The organism is Allotamlana fucoidanivorans (genome assembly GCF_045788535.1).
In the GTDB taxonomy this organism is placed as follows: domain Bacteria; phylum Bacteroidota; class Bacteroidia; order Flavobacteriales; family Flavobacteriaceae; genus Allotamlana; species Allotamlana fucoidanivorans.
This window is the reverse complement of record NZ_CP074074.1, coordinates 3,916,879-3,936,337: the sequence shown is the minus strand read 5'-3', so window position 1 is coordinate 3,936,337 and position 19,459 is coordinate 3,916,879. Positions and strand designations below refer to the sequence as shown.

Genomic DNA, 19,459 nt, shown 5'->3' with positions numbered 1-19,459 from the left:
TTGATATTAAAAAGAAGATAAAATAATAAAAAAATAAATCAAATATTTAAAATTAATAAAATGAATAAACTTTTTAGTTTACTATGTTTTTTAGTAATGGGATATTATCTGTGTGCTCAGGATCTAAATTTTAATGCTTCATGGAAGTTTTATAATGATAAGGCCCAAGGTGCTGAACAGATAACATTTGATGATTCAAAATGGCGAAATTTGGATTTGCCGCACGATTGGGCTATTGAGGGACCTTTTGATGTAAAATACAATGCCCGCGCAGGAGGATTGCCATTTCATGGTACAGGTTGGTACAGGAAACATTTTAAAATGGAAGCCAATACCAAAGGAAAGGTGGTTCGATTAGAATTTGAAGGCGCTATGTATAATGCTCATGTGTGGATTAATGGAGAATTGGTTGGGCATCGTCCGTACGGCTATATTGGTTTTGAATTTGATATTAGTAACTATTTAAAGTATGATGGCTCAGATAATGTTGTGGCAGTGCGGTTAACTCCTGAAGATTTATCATCACGGTGGTATCCAGGAGCAGGTTTGTATCGCTCCGTTTGGTTGAAAATTGATAATCCTATTCACGTTGGTCAATGGGGTACTTATATTGTTACACCAACCGTAACTGAAAAATTGGCGGTGGTTCAAAATGAAACAACCGTGATTAACAATAGCAATGAGAACACTTCGGTTACGGTAAAGCATGAGTATATTGATCCAGATGGAAAAACGGTAGCTACAGTAGAAGATAGTATTGAGGTTGAAGCCCATTCAAAGGCTGTTTCTGCGGTTTGGAATAACATTGAAAATCCAAAGATTTGGGATATCGGCGTTCCAAATTTGTATAACGTTATTACCACCCTTAGCGCAAACGGAAAAATTACAGATACCTATAAGTCTAGAATTGGTTTAAGAAGTATACGCTATACCAAGGATGGGTTTTTCTTGAATAATAAGCTGGTACGCTTTAATGGGGTATGTATACACCATGATAATGGCTCGTTAGGGGCTGCGGTTTATAAAAGAGCCGACGAACGTAAATTACAGATTATGATAGATATGGGGGTGAACGCCATTAGAACAAGTCATAATCCACCATCACGTGAATTTTTAGAGGCTTGTGATGAACTTGGTTTAGTGGTGCTAGATGAAGCTTTTGATGTTTGGAAAATGGAAAAAGTGCCTAATGGGTACAATAAGTTTTTTGACGAGTGGGCTGAAAGAGATTTGAAAGATATGATTTTACGAGATCGTAATCATCCTTCAGTAATTATGTGGAGTACGGGTAATGAAATTATAGAGCAACGTGATAGAAAGAACGGTTGGAAGGTTGCTAAAATGCTGCATGATGTATGTAAAGAAACAGATCCTACGCGCCCAAGTACTATGGGTATGAATAATTACATTAACCCTTATACCTTCAATTTTGCACAGCAAGTAGATATTGCGGGTATGAATTACAAACCTACAAAGTATAGCGAAATAAGAGACATGTTTCCAGAATTGCCTTTATATGGTTCAGAAACATCAAGCTGTACGAGTAGTCGTGGGGTATATCATTTACCAATAGAAAAATACCAAACACATGAATCAAAACATGTAACAAGTTATGATTTAATTGGCCCACCATGGGCATACCCACCAGATGTTGAATTTCACTTTCAAGAGCAAAACCCCTATGTTATGGGAGAATTTATCTGGACAGGTTTTGATTATTTAGGAGAACCGACACCCTATGGCGGAAAAGACAATTCTACCAATGGGTATTGGAATGCCGATTGGCCATCACATGGTTCTTATTTTGGAGCGGTTGATTTATGTGGGTTTCCTAAAGATAGGTTTTTCCTATACCAAAGTCAATGGAGCACAAAACCCATGATTCACCTATTGCCGCACTGGAACTGGAAAGGTATGGAAGGACAAACAATTCCTGTGTATTGCTATACAAACTGTGATAGTGCTGAGCTTTTTGTTAATGGAAAGTCTATGGGGAAAAAGGTAAAAGGAAAGGATTTAACCGAATTAAAAGTTGATTTTTTAAGGTACGAGCCTAAAACATTCCAATCTAAATACAGATTGTCTTGGAATGTACCTTATGAAGCAGGAAGCATAAAAGTAGTAGGCTATAAGGATGGAAAAGTGGTTCAGGAAGAACAGATTAATACGGCAGGAAAGCCTGCAAAAATTAGTTTGTCTGTTGATAGAGCTGAAATAAATGCAGACGGATCTGATTTGGCTTATGTAACCATAAGAATTGAAGATAAAGACGGTAATTTATGTCCCAATGCTAATAACTTAGTAAATTTCTCTGTAAAGGGAGCCGGAGAACTTATCGCGGTTGATAATGGAGATCAAACGAGTTTAGAGTCGTTTCAGGCGCCTCATAGAAAAGCTTTTAGTGGCATGTGTTTAGCTATTTTAAAAGCTTCAGAAACATCAGGAAACATAACGCTGTCGGCTAAGTCAAAATCATTACGTAGTGCAAAAATTACGGTTTTAAGTAAATAAACAAAATTAGCAATGCTATTTTTAAATGGTGGTTGGGGTGTTATCCTAACCACCATTTTACTTTGTAAAAGTTTTAAATGACTCTAAATTAATGTAAAAAAGAAGTGTTCTAATCTGAGTATTACTGAAATAGTTTTATCTTTAACCTAATCAAACGTTAAAGAAATTACCTCTTCATGAAAAGCAATTACCATTTCAGTTTTGTGGCTTTTATTTTAGCCGTATCAACTTTTGTATTGTCCTGTAAGGATAAAGGCAAAGAATTAGCAGCAGTTCCACCTAATGTTAAGGTGATTAAAGTAATTCAAAAAGATGTCCCCATTTATAGAGAATTTGTTGGGCAAGTCTACGGATTTCTTGATATTCCAATACGCGCAAGAGTTGAAGGTTTTCTGGAGGGGGTGCATTTTAAAGAAGGTTTTCCCGTAAAAAAAGGACAATTGTTATATTCTATTGATGCACAGCCGTTTGTTGCTCAAGTTTCTTCTGAGCAAAGTAAGGTAGCTCAAGCAAAAATTCATTTAGTAAATGCAGAGAATGAGTTGGTACGATATACACCTTTAGCAGAAATTAATGCCGTAAGTAAAAGTGATTTTGATGCGGTTAAAGCAGATAGAGATGCTAGCGCCGCATCCTTAAAAGCGGCTCAAGCCAACTTAAAAATTGCAGAAATTAATTTGAGCTATACTAAAATTAAATCCCCTATAGATGGTTTAATAGGAAAAACAGAAGCTAGAACAGGTGAGTTTGTGGGGAGAGAACCTAATCCTGTTATTTTAAATGTGGTTTCAAGAATTGATCAAGTTAGAGTTCAGTTTTTTATAACGGAATCAGAGTATATTATTTTAGCCAGAGAGTTTGCTAAGCTTGATGAAAAAGACAAAACCAAAAATGCTTCTGAAAGGGCAAAAAGAAATATAGAGTTGATTTTAGCCGATGGTACGACTTATGAGCATAAAGGTCTGGTTGAATTTGTTGGAAGAGAGGTTGATGAGTCAACAGGTTCAATTATAGTTCAGGCTCTATTTCCTAATCCGGAAGGGTTGTTACGGCCAGGTATGTTTTCTAAAATAAAGACAGAAGTTGATATTCTAGAGCATGCTTTACTAGTGCCCCAAAAATGTGTCAGAGAACTTCAGGGTCAGTATTCTGTTTTTGTTGTAGATAAGGAGAACACCATTCAATCAAGAACGGTTAAAGTTCTTGAAAATATTCATGATATGGTAGTTATTGAAGAAGGGGTAAATGAAGGTGATTTGGTTGTTATGGAAGGACTTCAGAAAGTGGCCACCGGCATGAAGGTAAGCCCTGCACTTACTGAATTTAAAAGTCAATATTCAAAAAAATAGATTATGGCTGAGAATTCAGGGAATTTTTTCGTCCGCAGACCCATTGTGGCTATGGTTATAGCAATTGTTATTGTTATTGTAGGCGGTGTTTCAGTAATTGGTTTACCCATTGAGCAATATCCAAATTTAACACCTCCAATAGTTCAAGTTAGAGCTAATTATACCGGAGCTAATGCTATTAATGTAGAAGAATCTGTGGCAACACCATTAGAGCAAGAAATTAATGGGGTTGATAATATGATTTATATGAAATCTACCAATGCCAATGATGGTAGTATGGTTATTGATATTTCTTTTGATGTGGGAACAGATCCCGATATGAATACGGTTTTGGCTCAAAATAGAGTATCGGCTGCATCTGCAAAATTACCTCAGGAAGTGACTAAGTATGGTGTTACAACTAAAAAGTCTTTACCGAATATTATGATGGCTTTGGCGTTAACATCAGACGGTAGATATGATCAAGAGTTTTTAGGTAACTACGCTTTAATTAATATAAAGGACCAATTAGCAAGGGTAAAGGGAATTGGTCGTGTTGATATTTTGGGGGCTTCAAATTATTCTATGCGTATTTGGGTAAAACCAGATCTTCTAGCTAAGCTGGGGATGACTGTACCCGAAATAATGGCCGCTATTAATTCACAGAATATAATTGTACCAGGAGGAAAGTTTGGAGCAGAACCAGCACCTGCTGGAACGGAGTTTACTTACACTGTTAGACTACCTGAGCGTTTTAATTCACCCGAAGCCTTTGAAAATATTGTGGTGAGAACAAATTCTGATGGTTCTCAGGTAAAGATTGGAGATATAGCAGAAGTTAATCTTGGGGTTGAAACGTACAATATGATTCCAAGGGTTAATAAAGAAACCTGTGCTATTATAGCTTTATATCAAGCTCCAGGATCTAATGCGGTTGAGCTAGCCCAGAATCTATTAGCTGAAATGGATGAGCTGTCAAAAAGCTTTCCTGAAAGTGTTAAATATGAAGTAGCACTAGATTCAACCTTACCAATTACAGCCGGTATAAAAGATATTGTGGTGACTTTAATTGTTGCCCTTGTTCTGGTAGTATTTGTAGTATTTTTATTTATACAAGATTGGAGAGCAACATTAATACCAACCTTAGCTATTCCAGTGTCTTTGGTTGGAGCATTTATGTTTTTTCCGCTGTTAGGGTTTACCATTAATGTTCTATCTCTTTTAGGGTTGGTTTTAGCCATTGGTATTGTAGTTGATGATGCTATTGTGGTGGTAGAAGCTGTTCAGGTTAATATAGCTAAGGGTATGAATACCAAAGAGGCTACTTTTGATGCCATGCGTAAAGTTACGGCACCAGTAATAGCAACAACTTTGGTTTTAATAGCGGTATTTATTCCGGTGGCAGGGATGGCGGGTATAACAGGCTTGCTTTATCAACAATTTGCAATAACTATTGTAGTGTCGGTTATTGTGTCTTCCGTAAACGCATTAACACTCAGCCCAGCATTGTGTTCTATTTTATTAAAGGAGCCTAAGCCATATTCAGGTGTTTTAGGTAAAATATTCGAGAAATTTAATGGTGGATTAGATAAGACTACTAATTCTTATATGAGTTTCACCAATATTGTAACCCGAAAAACAAAAAGAGGAGTCGTTTTTATAGTGTTATTGACCATAGGAGCTGCTGTATTTGGGAAAATGGTACCTGGAGGTTTTATACCTGAAGAAGATATGGGATATTTCTATGTCAATATTCAATTGCCAAATGCTGCATCTATTCAAAGAACCAATAGAATTGCTCAAGAAGTTGAAGAAGTTATTTTAAGTCATCCTGATGTTACATTTTTAACTTCCGCTACAGGTTATAGTGTTTTAGCTGGATCTATGGTGCCTAATAATGGTTTTATGTTTGTAACACTCAAAGAATGGGGAGAACGCGAGCTAACAGCTAAAGAAATTATAGGTAGGCTGAATGTTGAATTAGCTCAAAAAATAAAAGGGGCTCAAGTATTTGCTTTTGGACCACCAGCCCTCCCTGGTCTAGGTAATGGTTCTGGTTTTAGTATAATGATTCAAGACCGTGGCGGAAATACACCAGAGTATTTGGGCGCTAATACGATGAAGTTTATACAAGAAGCGAATAAAAGACCAGAGATAGGTGCTGCGTTTACAACATTTCAGGCCAACGTACCTCAACGTTTTATGGATATTGATAAAGAAAAGGCCTTGAAATTAGGAGTTCCTTTAAATGATTTATACGCAACTATTGGTGCTTTTATGGGTGGTGCCTATGTGAATGATTTTACACGTTTTGGAAGATTATACAAAACCTATATTCAAGCCGAACCAGAGTACCGGGAAAGTGAAGACCAGATTAGAAATTTCTTTGTGAAAAATAATGAAGGAAATATGGTAAGATTATCGGCAATAGCAACCGTAAAGCCCGTAAGTGGTCCTGATTATACCAACCGATTTAATTTATATAGAGCCGTTGAGGTAACAGGAGCTCCAGCTCCTGGGTACACCTCGGCTCAAGCTATGGCAGCATTAGAGGAAGTAGCACAAGAGTCCTTACCAGATGATATGAGTTATGGTTGGAATGCTATGTCTTTTCAAGAAAAGAAAGCTTCTGGCTCATTAGCAGTTATCTTAACATTTTCATTGATTTTTGTGTTTTTAATATTAGCGGCTCAATATGAAAGTTGGTCTTTGCCTTTTTCAATATTATTAGGAACCCCGTTTGCTATTTTTGGAGCCTTAATCTTTCTATGGATATCAAGATTGTTTAGTCCATCTTTTGAAAATAACATTTTTGCACAAGTTTCCTTTGTCATGCTTATTGGTATGGCAGCTAAAAATGCTATTCTGATTGTAGAGTTTGCTCATGATGAGTTTAAAGGTGGTTTAAGCTTATTTGATGCGGCAATTAAGGCGGCTAAATCTAGATTTAGACCTATATTAATGACGGCATTTTCGTTTATTCTTGGGGTTTTTCCATTGGTTATAGCAACTGGTTCGGGCGCCGAATCTAGAAAGGTCATGGGAATGGCTTTATTAGGAGGAATGACTATTGCTACCTTATTAGGTGTTTTCTTTTATCCCATGTTATATGTTTTAATCGGTAAGCTAGGTAAATATGAAAAGAAAAGAGAACGCGAATTGTCAGTAATAAAAGAAATTTCAAATTAAGATGAAAAAAATATTAAAAATGAATAGCAAATTATTATTTGTAGTAGTTCTTGTTTTTATCTTTTTATTGGAAGGATGTAAAGTAGGACCAAAATATAGGAAGCCGGTTTCAAAAATTGACTCGACCGCAGTTTACAGATTTGATAGCTTAAAGGTGGCACAAACAGATTCTCTAATAAATATAAAATGGTGGGAGATGTTTGATGATCCGGTTTTAGAGGAATTGATAAAAATTGGGTTAGCAGAAAATCAAGATTTATTAATTGCTTCAAGTAGAATTGACCAAGCCAAAGCTCTACTCGGAATGTCAAGAGCGGATTTATGGCCAAAATTTGGTTATAACGGTAGCGCAACCCGAGGGAATTTAATTGCCGGTCAACCCAATCCAGATTTGTCTACAAGTAATTTGTTTACAGGCTTTGGAACAATAAATTGGGAACTTGATTTTTGGGGAAAATTCAGGCGTGCTAATGAAGCGGCCAAAGGTGAGTTATTGGCTTCAGAATTTGGAAAGCGATCAGTGCAAATTGGACTTATTTCTCAAATAGCTACCACGTATTATCAATTGCTTGATTTTAAATGGCGTTTGTATATTTCTCAAAAAACATTAGAGCTTAGAGACAAGTCATTGTTTATAGTCAGTGAGCGTTACAAAAATGGTATTGTTCCTGAAATTGACTTAAATCAATCGCAAATTCAACGTGCTATAGCAGCTGCTGCCGTACCATTTTTTGAACGCAGTATCGCCCAAACTGAAAATGCGCTTGCTGTAATTTTGGGTAGAGTACCTCAAGCTATTCAGCTTGGCAAAGCACTTAATACGCAGAACATGCCGCCTGATATTCCTGTGGGACTACCTTCATTACTACTAACCAGAAGACCAGATATCATGCAGACAGAGTATTTAGTACAGGCACAAAATGCAAGGATTGGTGTGGCTGTGGCGCAACGTTTTCCGTCCATAAGTTTAACAGGGTTTTTAGGTTTAGCAAGTACAGATATTTCAGATTTTACGAGTAATCCAACGGCTTATGCTGGAGCGGTGAATATATTAGGACCATTATTCGAGTTTGGTAAAAATAAACGACGTGTAGATGTAGAACGTTACAAAACGGAACAGGCTATTTTGCAATATGAAAAAACGGTGATAACAGCATTTAAGGAGGTTGAAGATGCTTTAGTTGCTATTAGCACACTAAAGAATGAATTAGAAGCACGTAAATCACATGTGAAAGCTGCAGAAAACGCTCAGTATTTGTCTTCTGAACGTTATGATAAAGGGGTTACTAGTTATTTGGAACTCATAGAGAGTCAGCGACAAGCTTTCGAGGCTAGTTTAGGGTTGTCTGAAGCCACTCAAAAGTTATTTAGTGCTTATATTTTTCTCTATAAAGCACTAGGTGGAGGGTGGATTTCAGAAGATGAAATGATACAAGCTGCACAGGCCCAAGAAAATTAGAGATTGTTATTATACAGATATTAAAGGCGTAGAATTTTCAAAATTTTGCGCCTTTAACTTTTAAAATTAAATTTTAAATAAATTTAACTTGGTAAAGTATTTTTTAACAAGACACTAATGTATTTTTGTTGCTTAATGGTAGCCTATGGATTTTTCAAAAGTTAAGCTTGTAGTATCGGATATGGATGGCACTTTATTAAATCAGAATAACGAAGTGAGTTATCGGTTTTTTAGCCAGTTTAAAGCATTGAAGAAGCGAAACATACATTTTGTTGCGGCTAGTGGTAGGCAGTATCAGAGTATTGTAGATAAGTTAGACATCATTAAAAATGATATTACTATTATCGGTGAAAATGGAGGTGTTTTACAGCATGAACAAGAAACTAAGGTGCTACTACAACTATCAAAATCCGAAGTTGCAAAGACTGTGGAGCTTTTAAGAACTATATCACATTGTTATGTGGTATTGTGTGGGAGAAAAGCCGCTTATATAGAAACTAATGATGCGCATTTTATTTCTAAATTTAAACAGTATTATGTGGCATATGAGGTGATTGATGATTTGCTACAGGATATTGATGATGAATTTCTTAAAATAGCGGTTTACCATTTTGAATCAAGCGAAGACTTTGTGCTTCCGCATATTCAATCATTAAATAAGAGCTTCCAAGTTATTGTTTCAGGCCAACATTGGCTTGATATTTCGCATATAAATGCAAATAAGGCTTATGCCTTGCAAATGGTTCAGGAAAAAATGAATATTGCCACCCATGAGACTATGATTTTTGGCGACTATAATAATGATTTAGAAATGATGCGCTTGGGTTATTTTAGTTATGCCATGGGAAATGCCCACCCTAAGGTTAAAGAAGCTGCGCGTTTTGAAACTAAAACGAATTCAGAAGAAGGTGTGGAGTATATTCTTGAAAAACTTATAGCTTCATAATACACAATTCTTAAACGTTGCCAATAGAGTTTTGAAAATATGCAGTGTACATATGTTGTATTGCAAGCCCTAAATTTTTATTGCTTGCAAAAAGAATTCCTCTGGCATTCATAAAGGTTGAAGTTTTTGAATTTAGATGTAAAGGAGAACCAAAAATATCACCAACATAAGCACCTATTTCTTTATAAATGCAAGCTGTTGCGGCATAATCCCAAATGCTTCCATTGCCGTCTTCTCGTTTAGGAAAAGCAAAAAAACAAGATGGCATATGTTCTAGGGCTTGGCAAGCATTCATGACAGCGCCAAGAACGGGCATGCATGTGATGTTGTTGGTGCCAAAATGAGATGCTACCTCATTTAATTTTGATGTAACATCGTTAAAGTGGGTTTGTGTTTTAAAACTGCCGTTAAAGTAAAAACTTAAAGTATGAGGAGTATTTGAAGCTATATGCCATGGTGTATGGTTTTTAAATGCACCTTGATTAATAATAGCATGGTATAAGTTTTGATTAACAGGATCAAAAACAACGCCTATTTGTGATATGCCTTGCTTTGAAACTAAGGCTATGGATACCGCATATCCTGATCTGGATTCCGTAAAAGGTAATGTACCGTCTAAGGGATCTATACACCAAAAATAGTCTTTCTCTAATCGACTTTTCGTATCAACACTCTCTTCTGTAAGAAGACCTAAATCATAGGTCTTAATTGTTGGTTTTAAGATGTTTAAAATTAAGCTTTCGCATTTTAAATCTACCTCGGTGACCACTTGGGATGCTTGGCTAGTGCCACTTTCTTTTCTTAAAACTTTTAGATTATCCTTATTATAATTATGTATGAAGTTGCCAGCTATTTTTGCTGCAGCCATTGCTTGTTTGCAAAGATAATTTAAATCAGAATTATTTAGTATCAAAATGACTAGATTTAAGTTGAGAAATAACTTGTTTGGTTAGCTTTTCGCTATAGCTGTTTAGTTTCCAGTGTTCTGGACTCCATCCTTTTAAAAAACGATGAAAATCAGCCCAAGCAACAGGGAAAAGAGTACGCCATTCGGTTTCTAATTCCTGAAAATTGATAGTGCTTCTTTTTCTTGTTAATGCTATCTCTAAAGCTTTAAAGTAGTAGTTTAATAACTCTTTTTCAAGTTTTTCACATTCTTTTTCACTTAAACAACTTCCTATAAAATAGGCTACGTCCTTCATGCCGCAACCGCCGCCTACATACTGAAAATCTACTGCAGCCACCTTTTTGCTGTTAGGAGTAAAACAAAAATTGGCAAGTTTTGCATCTCCATGAACAAACGTTTTAAATTTACACTGGTTTAAACATTGATCGATTTGAGAAGCAGCGTCCTTTAAGATAACATCATTTAGGGCTTCAAGTTCATCGGGTCGCGTTTCTAAATGCCAGTAGGTTCCTGTTTTCCAGAGTTCGGTTGGTGTCTTATTGATAAAGCAAGCATGAAAATTAGCTAGCCAATTAAGACATAGTTTGATATCGCTTAATTGTACAGAATGTCTTATTTCAGAGAATCCAGAAGCTTTCAAATCTTCTAATATTATAATTGATTCTGCATCCATTTCTTTAGCAAAATAGCAATCAGGAACATAACAATAATCATCACAGTGTTGGCTCCATAATTTGTAAAATGCTTTTTCAATATGGTATGATTTTAATTTTCGCTGATGAGACAAATTGGTGTTCCATCCATGTGGGTGGTGGTTTGATTTTGGACGTTTTATATGTTTTAAAACAATAGATTGGTACTTGGCTTTGTTTAAAGTACATCTTAAAATGCTTCCATATCCGCTCCAAAGGCTTTGGATTTCTTCAACTTTATTAATGGATTCGGCTTGGGTGATATCAAGAACTATGGTTTTAATCGATGTGTCCATAATTGAAATAAATGTTCTGCAAACATAAGGTTAAAAATAGAAAGCTGTTAAGGTGAAATTCAAAATTTCGTCCTGATGTATTAGTGGTTTTATTGGGTGTATATTGGGTTAATAGGTTTGTTGTAAGGTGTTTATGTTTGTTTTAGCTCGTGTTTTTTTTGATGTAAATCTTTAATTTTCAATTTTGTAGATTATTAGCCTTTGTTTATATTTGCATGCAGGACAGAGCAGGATACTTGGTTTTTTTATCTAAAGAAATCAAGGTTTTATTGAGAGACCTAAAAAACTATTTAAGGAACCAAACATACAAGACTAGATGAGTAAAACAATAGTAGTAACAGGAGCAGGCGGTGTGCTATGTAGCACACTAGCCTCAGCCTTAGCAAAGCAAGGCAACAAAATTGCGCTTTTAGATTTAAATAAGAGTTCAGCCGAAGCAGTTGCAGATAAAATTAATAAATCGGGTGGAGATGCCATTGGTGTAGAGGCTAATGTTTTAGAAAAGGAATCGCTTATTGCAGCAAAGAAAGAAGTTAATGAGGCATTTGGTGGATGTGATATATTAATAAACGGAGCAGGTGGTAATCATCCTTTAGGAACCACAAGCAATCCGTTTCTTTTAGCGGAGGATTTATTAAATAAAGAAGACGGTTTCAAAACTTTTTTTGATTTAGACCCTAAGGGCATTGAGTTTGTGTTCAACCTTAATTTTATAGGCACTCTATTGCCAACGCAAGTTTTTGCGCAAGATATGGTTGGTCAAACAGGGTGTAGTATTTTAAACGTGTCTTCTATGAATGCGTTTACACCACTAACCAAAATACCAGCCTATAGTGGAGCCAAAGCGGCGGTATCCAATTTTACGCAGTGGCTAGCGGTACATTTTTCAAAGGTAGGTATTCGTGTAAATGCTTTGGCACCAGGTTTTTTCTTAACCGACCAAAATAGAAGCTTACTTACTAATTCAGATGGGAGTTTAACCCAGCGGGGTAATCAAATTATAGAACAAACCCCTATGGGCAAATTTGGAGAGCCCGAAGATTTGGTAGGCACCACATTATGGTTATGTGGAGAGGGGGCTTCTTTTGTAACGGGAGTTGTAGTGCCCATTGATGGAGGATTTAGTGCCTATAGTGGCGTTTAACATTTAATAGAAAAAGAATATATGGAACAAACATGGCGATGGTACGGGCCCAATGATCCCGTTTCATTATCAGATATAAGTCAAGCAGGAGCCACAGGCGTTGTTTCGGCTTTACATCATATACCAAATGGCGAGGTTTGGACAATTGAAGAGATACAAAAACGGAAATCAGTTATAGAGCAAGCAGGTCTTAGCTGGAGTGTTGTAGAAAGCATACCCGTGCATGAAAACATAAAAACGCGTTCAGGGAATTTTAAAATTTATATAGAGCGTTACAAACAGAGTATTGAAAACTTAGCCTCCTGTGGTATACACATTGTATGCTATAATTTTATGCCTGTTTTAGATTGGACACGAACCGATTTGGAATTTCAAGTAGAAGATGGTTCTAAAGCATTGCGCTTTGATGTTGTAGCTTTTGCGGCATTTGAGTTGTTTTTATTAAAGCGACCGGGGCAGAAGCTGTTTATACCAAAGCGCAGCAAGAAGCGGCTAAAGTCTATTTTGATAACCTATCAGAAGCTCAAAAGGAAAAATTAGTTAACAATATTATTGCGGGTTTACCAGGTGCTGAAGAAGGTTATACACTTGAGCAGTTTCAAACCATTTTAGATACCTATAAAGCAATTGATGCTCAAGTGTTAAGAGAAAACCTAGTTTTATTTTTGAAAGAGATTATTCCTGTAGCTTCTCAAAACGAGGTTTTAATGTGCATTCATCCCGATGATCCACCGTATCCAATTTTAGGTTTACCAAGAGTAGTGAGTACCGAATCAGATTATGCGTATTTATTTGATAATGTCCCTGATAGATCTAACGGAATTACGTTTTGTACAGGATCATTAGGTGTGCGAGCTGATAATGATTTGGTACAGATATTTAACCGTTTTGCAGATAGAGTACATTTTCTTCACTTGAGAAGTACAAAGCGTGACGAAATGGGTAATTTTTATGAAGCCAACCATTTAGAAGGAGATGTAGATATGTATGCTGTGATGAGAGCGGTTCTTTTAGAGGAAAAAAGAAGACAATCAGAAGGGTACAAAGATGCTGATATACCAGTAAGACCAGATCATGGCCATCAAATGTTAGATGATTTACATAAAAAGACAAACCCTGGATATTCAGGAATAGGGAGGCTTCGTGGTTTAGCAGAGTTAAGAGGCTTAGCCTTTGGAATAGTCAAAAGCTTGTAGTTAAGAGAATCAATTCTATAAGGTAGGTAAAGCTTATCTAAAATAACAGGACATATGAAGAGTGAATCATTTATACATGATAATTTTTTACTGCAATCAGAAATCGCAGAACACTTGTATCAACAGTATGCTAAAGATTTGCCAATAATAGATTATCATAATCACTTATCGCCACAAAAAATAGCAGAGAATAAGCCAGTAAATAATATTACAGAAGCATGGCTTAGCGAAGATCATTATAAATGGCGAGGCATGCGCGCCCATGGTATAGAAGAGATATTCATTACAGGTTCAGTAACGTCAAACAAAGAGAAGTTTGTTAAGTGGGCAGAAACGGTGCCCTATACATTAAAAAATCCGTTGTTTCATTGGACACACCTTGAACTGAAACGGTACTTTGATGTTGATGATATACTTCAACCCTCAACTGCCGAATTTATTTATGAGAAGGCTAATAGGGTATTAGCCCAAAAAACACCAGCCCAGTTGTTGGAAGATATGAAGGTTGAAGTTATTTGTACCACAGATGATCCTACTGATGATTTAAGCTCCCATAAGGCTTGTAAAGAACAAAACTTCTTTACAAAGGTACTCCCTACTTTTAGAGCAGATGAATTGTTCTTTATTAATAAAGATACTTTCACATCCTATTTAGCTAAATTAACTAAGGCATCTGGAATACCAATTAATTCGCTTTCTGATTTTGTAAAAGCTATAAATCAGCGAATAGAATTCTTTAATCAGCAAGGTTGTAAATTATCAGACTTTGGTGTAGGTGAACGTCTTGAAATGGTAGAATATACGCAAGAAGAAGTTGATACGATTTTCAAAAATAAATTAGCAGGAGCAGGTCTTACAGAAGCAGAAATAAACAAATATCGTTCGTTTTTATTTATTCATTTAGGAAAAAAATACCATGAATATAAATGGGTACAACAGTACCATTTGGGACCAATAAGAAATAACAATTCAAGGCTATTAGGGCAAATAGGGTTGGATGCTGGTGTAGATTCGATGAGTGATTTTCCAATGGCTCAGTTTATGTCCAAGTTGTTTGATGGTTTGAACGCTACAAACCAATTGGCTAAAACCATAACCTACAATTTAAATCCTGCACATAACGAGGTGTTTGCAACTATGATGGGTAATTTTCAAAACTCAGATTGTAAAGGTAAAATGCAGTGGGGCTCAGGTTGGTGGTTTTTAGACCAAAAAGATGGTATGGAAAAGCAGATAAACTGTTTGGGCAATATGGGACTATTAAGTCACTTTGTAGGTATGTTAACCGATAGTAGAAGCTTTTTATCTTTTCCACGACATGAGTACTTTAGGCGTATTTTATGTAATGTTTTAGCTGAAGATATTAAGCAAGGGCTTATCCCAAATGATTTAGATTTTGTTGGCAAAATGATACAAGATATTTGTTATTATAATGCGGTTAAGTATTTCAATATTTAAGGGTTAGCCATACAAATACAATCGATTGCATTTCATATATTTGTTGACGACTTAGTTTTAACAGAAATCGTTTTAAATAGCACTAATAGCACTCATATTAAACTAAAATAAAATAAGAATGAGAATAAAACAGGCTTTCCTTTTGCTTATTTGCGCAAGTTTATGGTCATGTATGGAAAACAAGGGCACAAAAATGCTTTATTTGGCACATACACTTCCTCAAACGCATCCTGTACATAAAGGCATTTTAGAATTTAAAAAGGCATTAGAAAAGAAATCCAACGGCGCATTAGAAATGAAGATTTTTCCAGATGGGCAATTAGGATCAGAACGGGAAGTATTAGAGCTTTTACAAATAGGAAGTGTAGCAGCAACTAAAGTGAGCGCAGCCACCTTATCTAATTTTGTACCTGAGTATCACGTATTGGGCATACCTTATTTATTCAAAGATAAAGATCATCAATTTGAGGTTTTAGAAGGAGAAATTGGTAAATCAATATTAGAAAAAGGGAGTAAGTTTTGGTTACGCGGTTTATGTTATTATGATGCTGGTAGCCGAAGTTTTTATACCTCAAATAAAGCTATTAGAACTCCTGATGATTTAAGAGGGCTAAAAATACGTGTGATGAATAATCAAATGGCTATCAATATGGTTAATGCCCTTGGAGGATCGGCAACACCAATGGCTTACGGCGAGTTATACACAGCCATTCAGCAAGGGGTAGTAGATGGTGCCGAAAATAACCCACCTTCCTTTGTGTCATCAAACCATTATGAGGTAAGTAAGTATTATACGCTTGATCAGCATTCCTCAGTACCAGATGTTTTATTGATAGGAACAAAGTTTTGGGATAAGTTATCAGATCAAGAAAAAAAATGGGTTCAAGAATCTGCCGATGAGTCTTCACAGGCGCAAAAGCAATTTTGGAAAGAATCTGTTGACCAGTCTATGGCTATCGCTAAAAAGGCAGGTGTAGAGATTATTATTCCGGAAAAGTCACTATTTCAAGAAAAGTCGAAACCCGTTTTGGAAGCCTTTTTAAAAGCGCATCCAGAAATGAGTGAATTAATCAACAACATAATAAGAGAGTAATTATGAAATCAGCAGATATTATATTTGATAAGGTATGTAGATTGATGGAAATTATACTTATTGTCATTTTTGGTTTGTTAGTTATTGATGTTTTGAGTCAGGTGTTTTCGCGATATATTTTAAATACCTCTTTTGCTTTTACGGAAGAATTGGCGCGTTTTTCGTTAATATGGATGTCCATTTTAGGAGCAGCATATTTAAATGGTAAAAGAATGCATTTGTCTATGGATTTTTTGTATCAGAAGTTTTCTGAAAAAACAAGAAAGAAGGTACTTTTATTTATCGAGTGCTGTATTTTTTTATTTGCTTTAATTGTTATGGTTATTGGCGGTTTTAACTTGGTGTATATAACTCTACACTTAGAGCAATTATCAGGAACCTTACGAATTCCTTTAGGGTATATTTATGCTATATTACCCGCAAGTGGGCTTCTTATTATGTGTTTCTCTGTTTACCACATATTCAAAATTAATGCTAACCAAATCATCGACTAACCATGAGTATTGAGGTTATAAGTATCATCGTTTTATTTGCCAGTTTTTTTACCTTGCTAATGTTAAAAGTTCCTGTGGCTTACAGTATAGGTATTTCTACAACTATAAGTTTATTACTTAATATTGATAAACTACCAGGCATAACCACCATAGCCCAACGTATGACTACAGGTATTGATAGTTTTGCGCTTTTGGCTATTCCGTTTTTTGTATTAGCTGGCGAAATTATGAAGCGAGGTGGCATTGCCAACCGGCTTATAAATTTTGCAAAATCATTAGTTGCTAGTTTGCCAGGGGGCTTGGCTTATGTAAATGTATTGGCCTCGATGTTATTTGGGGCTATTTCAGGCTCAGCCATCGCGGCCACTTCAGCCATAGGAAGTATAATGACTGATAGGATGGAGGAAGAAGGGTATCCAAGAGCATTTAGTGCTTCTGTAAATATTACATCATCAACAACGGGCCTATTAATTCCTCCAAGTAATATTTTAATTGTATATGCCTTGGCTAGTGGTGGTACTGCCTCTGTTGCGGCACTGTTTATAGCAGGATATCTACCAGGTATTTTATTAGGGTTTAGTATTATAGGTTATATTGCTTTTGTGGCTATAACCAGAGGCTTTGTAAAAGGTGAGCGCGCACCACTTTCATTGATTTGGAAATATTTTAGTAAAGCCTTTTTTAGTCTGTTACTGTGGGTTATTGTGGTTGGCGGTATTGTAGCAGGTATTTTTACAGCTACAGAGGCATCGGCCATAGCAGTATTATATGCAGCGGTATTGGCGCTCATTTATGGGGATATTACCACTAAAGATTTTCCTGAAATTTTACTCACAAGCGCAAAGACTACTGCTGTAGTTATGTTCTTAATTTGTACCTCTATGGCTATGTCATGGTTGTTTTCCTTTGAGGGGATCCCAGAGCTTATCAGTGGGTTTTTACTAGAACAATTCAGTAATAAAATAGTTATCTTTCTGGTTATTAATCTGGTGCTCTTGATTATAGGAACGTTTATGGATATGACGCCTGCCGTTTTAATTTTTACCCCTATATTTTTACCAGTGGTTGTTGCTTTAGGGATGCATCCAGTACATTTTGGCATTGTGTTAGTGCTCAATTTGTGTATTGGCCTATGTACACCTCCAGTAGGAACCATACTCTTTGTAGGAAGTGGTATTGCCAACATATCGGTTTCTCAAGTGGTAAAACCATTACTGCCATTTTTGCTAATCATGGTATTGGTACTCCTTTTAATAACCTATATCCCTGAAATTTCTATGTATTTACCAAATTTGTTTGGGCTTTAAGAACAGCCTATTAAAATATAGCGATAGAAGAGTAGTTTTTTGCTCTAAAGCACACGTGGCATAAGTGGATATAATAATTCTAAAAACTTTTTTAAAGAAGTATTTTAGTCTAGGGCATTTCTAGTCACATACCAACGCCAACCAATAATTGCTAATTGAAATTTAGTAGCCTTTGAAAGATCCAACTTTTTTTTAGAATAGCTGGGTAAAATAGCTTTATTAATTTTAGCCAAAACGTTAAAAACTTGCTTTTTCATAGAACAAAAATAGTAAAACTTATTCTAGACTAAGTTTTACATTCTTCTGATTAAATAATTGAAAGTATAAAGAGTATAAATTCAACTAAAAGTTTGGCAAGTATGATCATTAGTTTTGGTTTTAAGGGTTAATAAATAGATGTTGTTTGCTCAATGAGTTTTCAATATATATTTTAGAGTATATTATCTCCAAACGTTTTGATAAAAATTGATGAAATTGAATACTAATGTGTAAGTGAAAAAACAAATTACGTTTCGATATTTTATATTGTATCTTTGAATTTGTTTTTAATTGAAACTTATTTTTGTTTTTTAATTGTTTTTTGAAATAATTCAAGAGGGTTTTATGCCTGCTTTTTATAAACCAAGGAGGATTTTGCTATTAAAATCATGGTTTTCTTACATTTCGTTTTTTTGGAACAGAATTATTACCGTTAAATGTATTGAGTTTTGCTCCGTTATTATTAATATAAAAATGCTTTATTTTAATGTTTTTGTTTTTGTTAGAAATAAGTAACTTGTTGGCAAAAACAAGGTTGTTAAATATAATTTTTTAGGGTATGGAATTTAAAGTCTTAAAAGGTAGTCAATTACTTATTTTGGTGTTTGTGTTCACATTTGTGGGTTCTGCTATCTCTCAAGTTGGTGGTTGGAAACCAGAATTAGAAAATGATGCAAATAATGCATTGTCTGAAATGATAAGCAATAGTCCTAAATTAAATACATTTAAGGAAAAAGCTTATGGATATGTTGTATTTCCAAAGGTAACAAAAGCCGGGTTAGGTATTGGCGGGGCAGCAGGTTCTGGAATGGTTTATCTTAGTCATGAACCTGTGGGGATTTCAAAATTAAAGCAAGCATCTTTTGGCTTGCAAGCCGGAGGTCAGCAATACAGTGAAGTTATATTCTTTGAAAACAAAGAAGCTTTTGACCGTTTTACAAGTGGTAAGTTAAAATTTGATGCGCAAGCTTCAGCGGTGGCTATAACGGCAGGAGCTTCTGTTGATGTCGCCTATCAAAATGGCGTTGCTGTTTTTACACATACATTAGGCGGTTTAATGTATGAAGCTTCTATTGGCGGACAACACTTTTCATATAAACCAAAGAAGTAATCATAGTAAACCTGAGCTATAAGTTTAAGTGCATTCAAGCTAAAACAAAATCTGATTATAAGGATGGGAG

The 19,459-nt window shown here is 35.6% G+C and carries 14 protein-coding genes and 1 pseudogene; 12 read left to right on the top strand and 3 right to left on the bottom strand.

Annotated elements, in window-relative coordinates; translation table 11 throughout:
• Positions 1 to 60: 60 nt before the first annotated feature.
• From KFZ70_RS16735 to KFZ70_RS16715, 5 genes are all read left to right on the top strand, one after another.
• Positions 61 to 2,511, top strand: coding sequence for a glycoside hydrolase family 2 TIM barrel-domain containing protein (locus KFZ70_RS16735; RefSeq protein ID WP_139697691.1), 2,451 nt, complete (start codon positions 61 to 63; stop codon positions 2,509 to 2,511).
• A gap of 176 nt (positions 2,512 to 2,687) precedes the next feature.
• Positions 2,688 to 3,860, top strand: a complete 1,173-nt coding sequence (locus KFZ70_RS16730) for an efflux RND transporter periplasmic adaptor subunit (protein WP_139697690.1) — start codon at positions 2,688 to 2,690, stop codon at positions 3,858 to 3,860.
• Positions 3,861 to 3,863: 3 nt separating this feature from the next.
• Positions 3,864 to 7,028 (top strand): efflux RND transporter permease subunit, encoded by a 3,165-nt coding sequence (locus tag KFZ70_RS16725; RefSeq protein ID WP_139697689.1) that lies wholly within the window; start codon positions 3,864 to 3,866, stop codon positions 7,026 to 7,028.
• Between the two features lie 19 nt (positions 7,029 to 7,047).
• Positions 7,048 to 8,487, top strand: coding sequence for an efflux transporter outer membrane subunit (locus KFZ70_RS16720; protein WP_158293213.1), 1,440 nt, complete (start codon positions 7,048 to 7,050; stop codon positions 8,485 to 8,487).
• A gap of 145 nt (positions 8,488 to 8,632) precedes the next feature.
• Complete coding sequence (locus KFZ70_RS16715) at positions 8,633 to 9,433, top strand: HAD family hydrolase (RefSeq protein ID WP_139697687.1); 801 nt, start codon at positions 8,633 to 8,635, stop codon at positions 9,431 to 9,433.
• Between the two features lie 10 nt (positions 9,434 to 9,443).
• Here KFZ70_RS16715 and KFZ70_RS16710 read toward each other — a convergent pair whose 3' ends face one another.
• Positions 9,444 to 10,301, bottom strand: coding sequence for an inositol monophosphatase family protein (locus KFZ70_RS16710; RefSeq protein WP_158293212.1), 858 nt, complete (start codon positions 10,299 to 10,301; stop codon positions 9,444 to 9,446).
• Between the two features lie 31 nt (positions 10,302 to 10,332).
• Positions 10,333 to 11,328: an oxidoreductase family protein gene (locus tag KFZ70_RS16705; protein WP_139697685.1), complete on the bottom strand. Its 996-nt coding sequence runs from the start codon at positions 11,326 to 11,328 to the stop codon at positions 10,333 to 10,335.
• A 316-nt stretch (positions 11,329 to 11,644) separates the two neighbouring features.
• Here KFZ70_RS16705 and KFZ70_RS16700 point away from each other — a divergent pair, with 316 nt between their 5' ends.
• The 6 genes and pseudogenes from KFZ70_RS16700 to KFZ70_RS16675 all read left to right on the top strand — a co-directional run bounded on the left by KFZ70_RS16700 (position 11,645) and on the right by KFZ70_RS16675 (position 18,020).
• The gene (locus KFZ70_RS16700) at positions 11,645 to 12,472 is read left to right on the top strand and encodes an SDR family oxidoreductase (RefSeq protein ID WP_407515770.1); all 828 of its coding nucleotides are present in this window, start codon (positions 11,645 to 11,647) and stop codon (positions 12,470 to 12,472) included.
• 21 nt (positions 12,473 to 12,493) lie between these two features.
• Positions 12,494 to 13,668: pseudogene (gene uxuA, locus KFZ70_RS16695) on the top strand (mannonate dehydratase).
• Between the two features lie 54 nt (positions 13,669 to 13,722).
• Positions 13,723 to 15,126 carry a glucuronate isomerase gene (uxaC, locus tag KFZ70_RS16690; protein WP_139698860.1) on the top strand — a complete coding sequence of 468 codons (1,404 nt, stop codon included), beginning with the start codon at positions 13,723 to 13,725 and terminating at the stop codon, positions 15,124 to 15,126.
• Positions 15,127 to 15,244: 118 nt separating this feature from the next.
• A complete protein-coding gene (locus KFZ70_RS16685) occupies positions 15,245 to 16,219 on the top strand; it encodes a TRAP transporter substrate-binding protein (protein WP_139698861.1) in 975 nt (324 codons plus the stop codon).
• Positions 16,220 to 16,221: 2 nt separating this feature from the next.
• Complete coding sequence (locus KFZ70_RS16680) at positions 16,222 to 16,713, top strand: TRAP transporter small permease (protein WP_139698862.1); 492 nt, start codon at positions 16,222 to 16,224, stop codon at positions 16,711 to 16,713.
• Positions 16,714 to 16,715: 2 nt separating this feature from the next.
• Positions 16,716 to 18,020, top strand: a complete 1,305-nt coding sequence (locus KFZ70_RS16675; RefSeq protein ID WP_407515767.1) for a TRAP transporter large permease — start codon at positions 16,716 to 16,718, stop codon at positions 18,018 to 18,020.
• A 104-nt stretch (positions 18,021 to 18,124) separates the two neighbouring features.
• On the opposite strand, the gene KFZ70_RS16670 is transcribed toward KFZ70_RS16675, so the two are convergent.
• A complete protein-coding gene (locus KFZ70_RS16670) occupies positions 18,125 to 18,277 on the bottom strand; it encodes an SsrA-binding protein (RefSeq protein WP_139698133.1) in 153 nt (50 codons plus the stop codon).
• A gap of 560 nt (positions 18,278 to 18,837) precedes the next feature.
• On the opposite strand from KFZ70_RS16670, the gene KFZ70_RS16665 reads away from it, so the two are divergent.
• Positions 18,838 to 19,389, top strand: a complete 552-nt coding sequence (locus KFZ70_RS16665; RefSeq protein ID WP_139698134.1) for a YSC84-related protein — start codon at positions 18,838 to 18,840, stop codon at positions 19,387 to 19,389.
• The last annotated feature ends 70 nt before the right edge of the window (positions 19,390 to 19,459 follow it).

Bases quoted from the DNA above. Each gene is read 5' to 3' on its own strand.
- KFZ70_RS16735 (WP_139697691.1), top strand. From the start codon at position 61: ATGAATAAACTTTTTAGTTTACTATGTTTTTTAGTAATGGGATATTAT.
- KFZ70_RS16730 (WP_139697690.1), top strand. From the start codon at position 2,688: ATGAAAAGCAATTACCATTTCAGTTTTGTGGCTTTTATTTTAGCCGTA.
- KFZ70_RS16725 (WP_139697689.1), top strand. From the start codon at position 3,864: ATGGCTGAGAATTCAGGGAATTTTTTCGTCCGCAGACCCATTGTGGCT.
- KFZ70_RS16720 (WP_158293213.1), top strand. From the start codon at position 7,048: ATGAATAGCAAATTATTATTTGTAGTAGTTCTTGTTTTTATCTTTTTA.
- KFZ70_RS16715 (WP_139697687.1), top strand. From the start codon at position 8,633: ATGGATTTTTCAAAAGTTAAGCTTGTAGTATCGGATATGGATGGCACT.
- KFZ70_RS16710 (WP_158293212.1), bottom strand. From the start codon at position 10,301: ATGGCTGCAGCAAAAATAGCTGGCAACTTCATACATAATTATAATAAG.
- KFZ70_RS16705 (WP_139697685.1), bottom strand. From the start codon at position 11,328: ATGGACACATCGATTAAAACCATAGTTCTTGATATCACCCAAGCCGAA.
- KFZ70_RS16700 (WP_407515770.1), top strand. From the start codon at position 11,645: ATGAGTAAAACAATAGTAGTAACAGGAGCAGGCGGTGTGCTATGTAGC.
- uxaC (WP_139698860.1), top strand. From the start codon at position 13,723: ATGAAGAGTGAATCATTTATACATGATAATTTTTTACTGCAATCAGAA.
- KFZ70_RS16685 (WP_139698861.1), top strand. From the start codon at position 15,245: ATGAGAATAAAACAGGCTTTCCTTTTGCTTATTTGCGCAAGTTTATGG.
- KFZ70_RS16680 (WP_139698862.1), top strand. From the start codon at position 16,222: ATGAAATCAGCAGATATTATATTTGATAAGGTATGTAGATTGATGGAA.
- KFZ70_RS16675 (WP_407515767.1), top strand. From the start codon at position 16,716: ATGAGTATTGAGGTTATAAGTATCATCGTTTTATTTGCCAGTTTTTTT.
- KFZ70_RS16670 (WP_139698133.1), bottom strand. From the start codon at position 18,277: ATGAAAAAGCAAGTTTTTAACGTTTTGGCTAAAATTAATAAAGCTATT.
- KFZ70_RS16665 (WP_139698134.1), top strand. From the start codon at position 18,838: ATGGAATTTAAAGTCTTAAAAGGTAGTCAATTACTTATTTTGGTGTTT.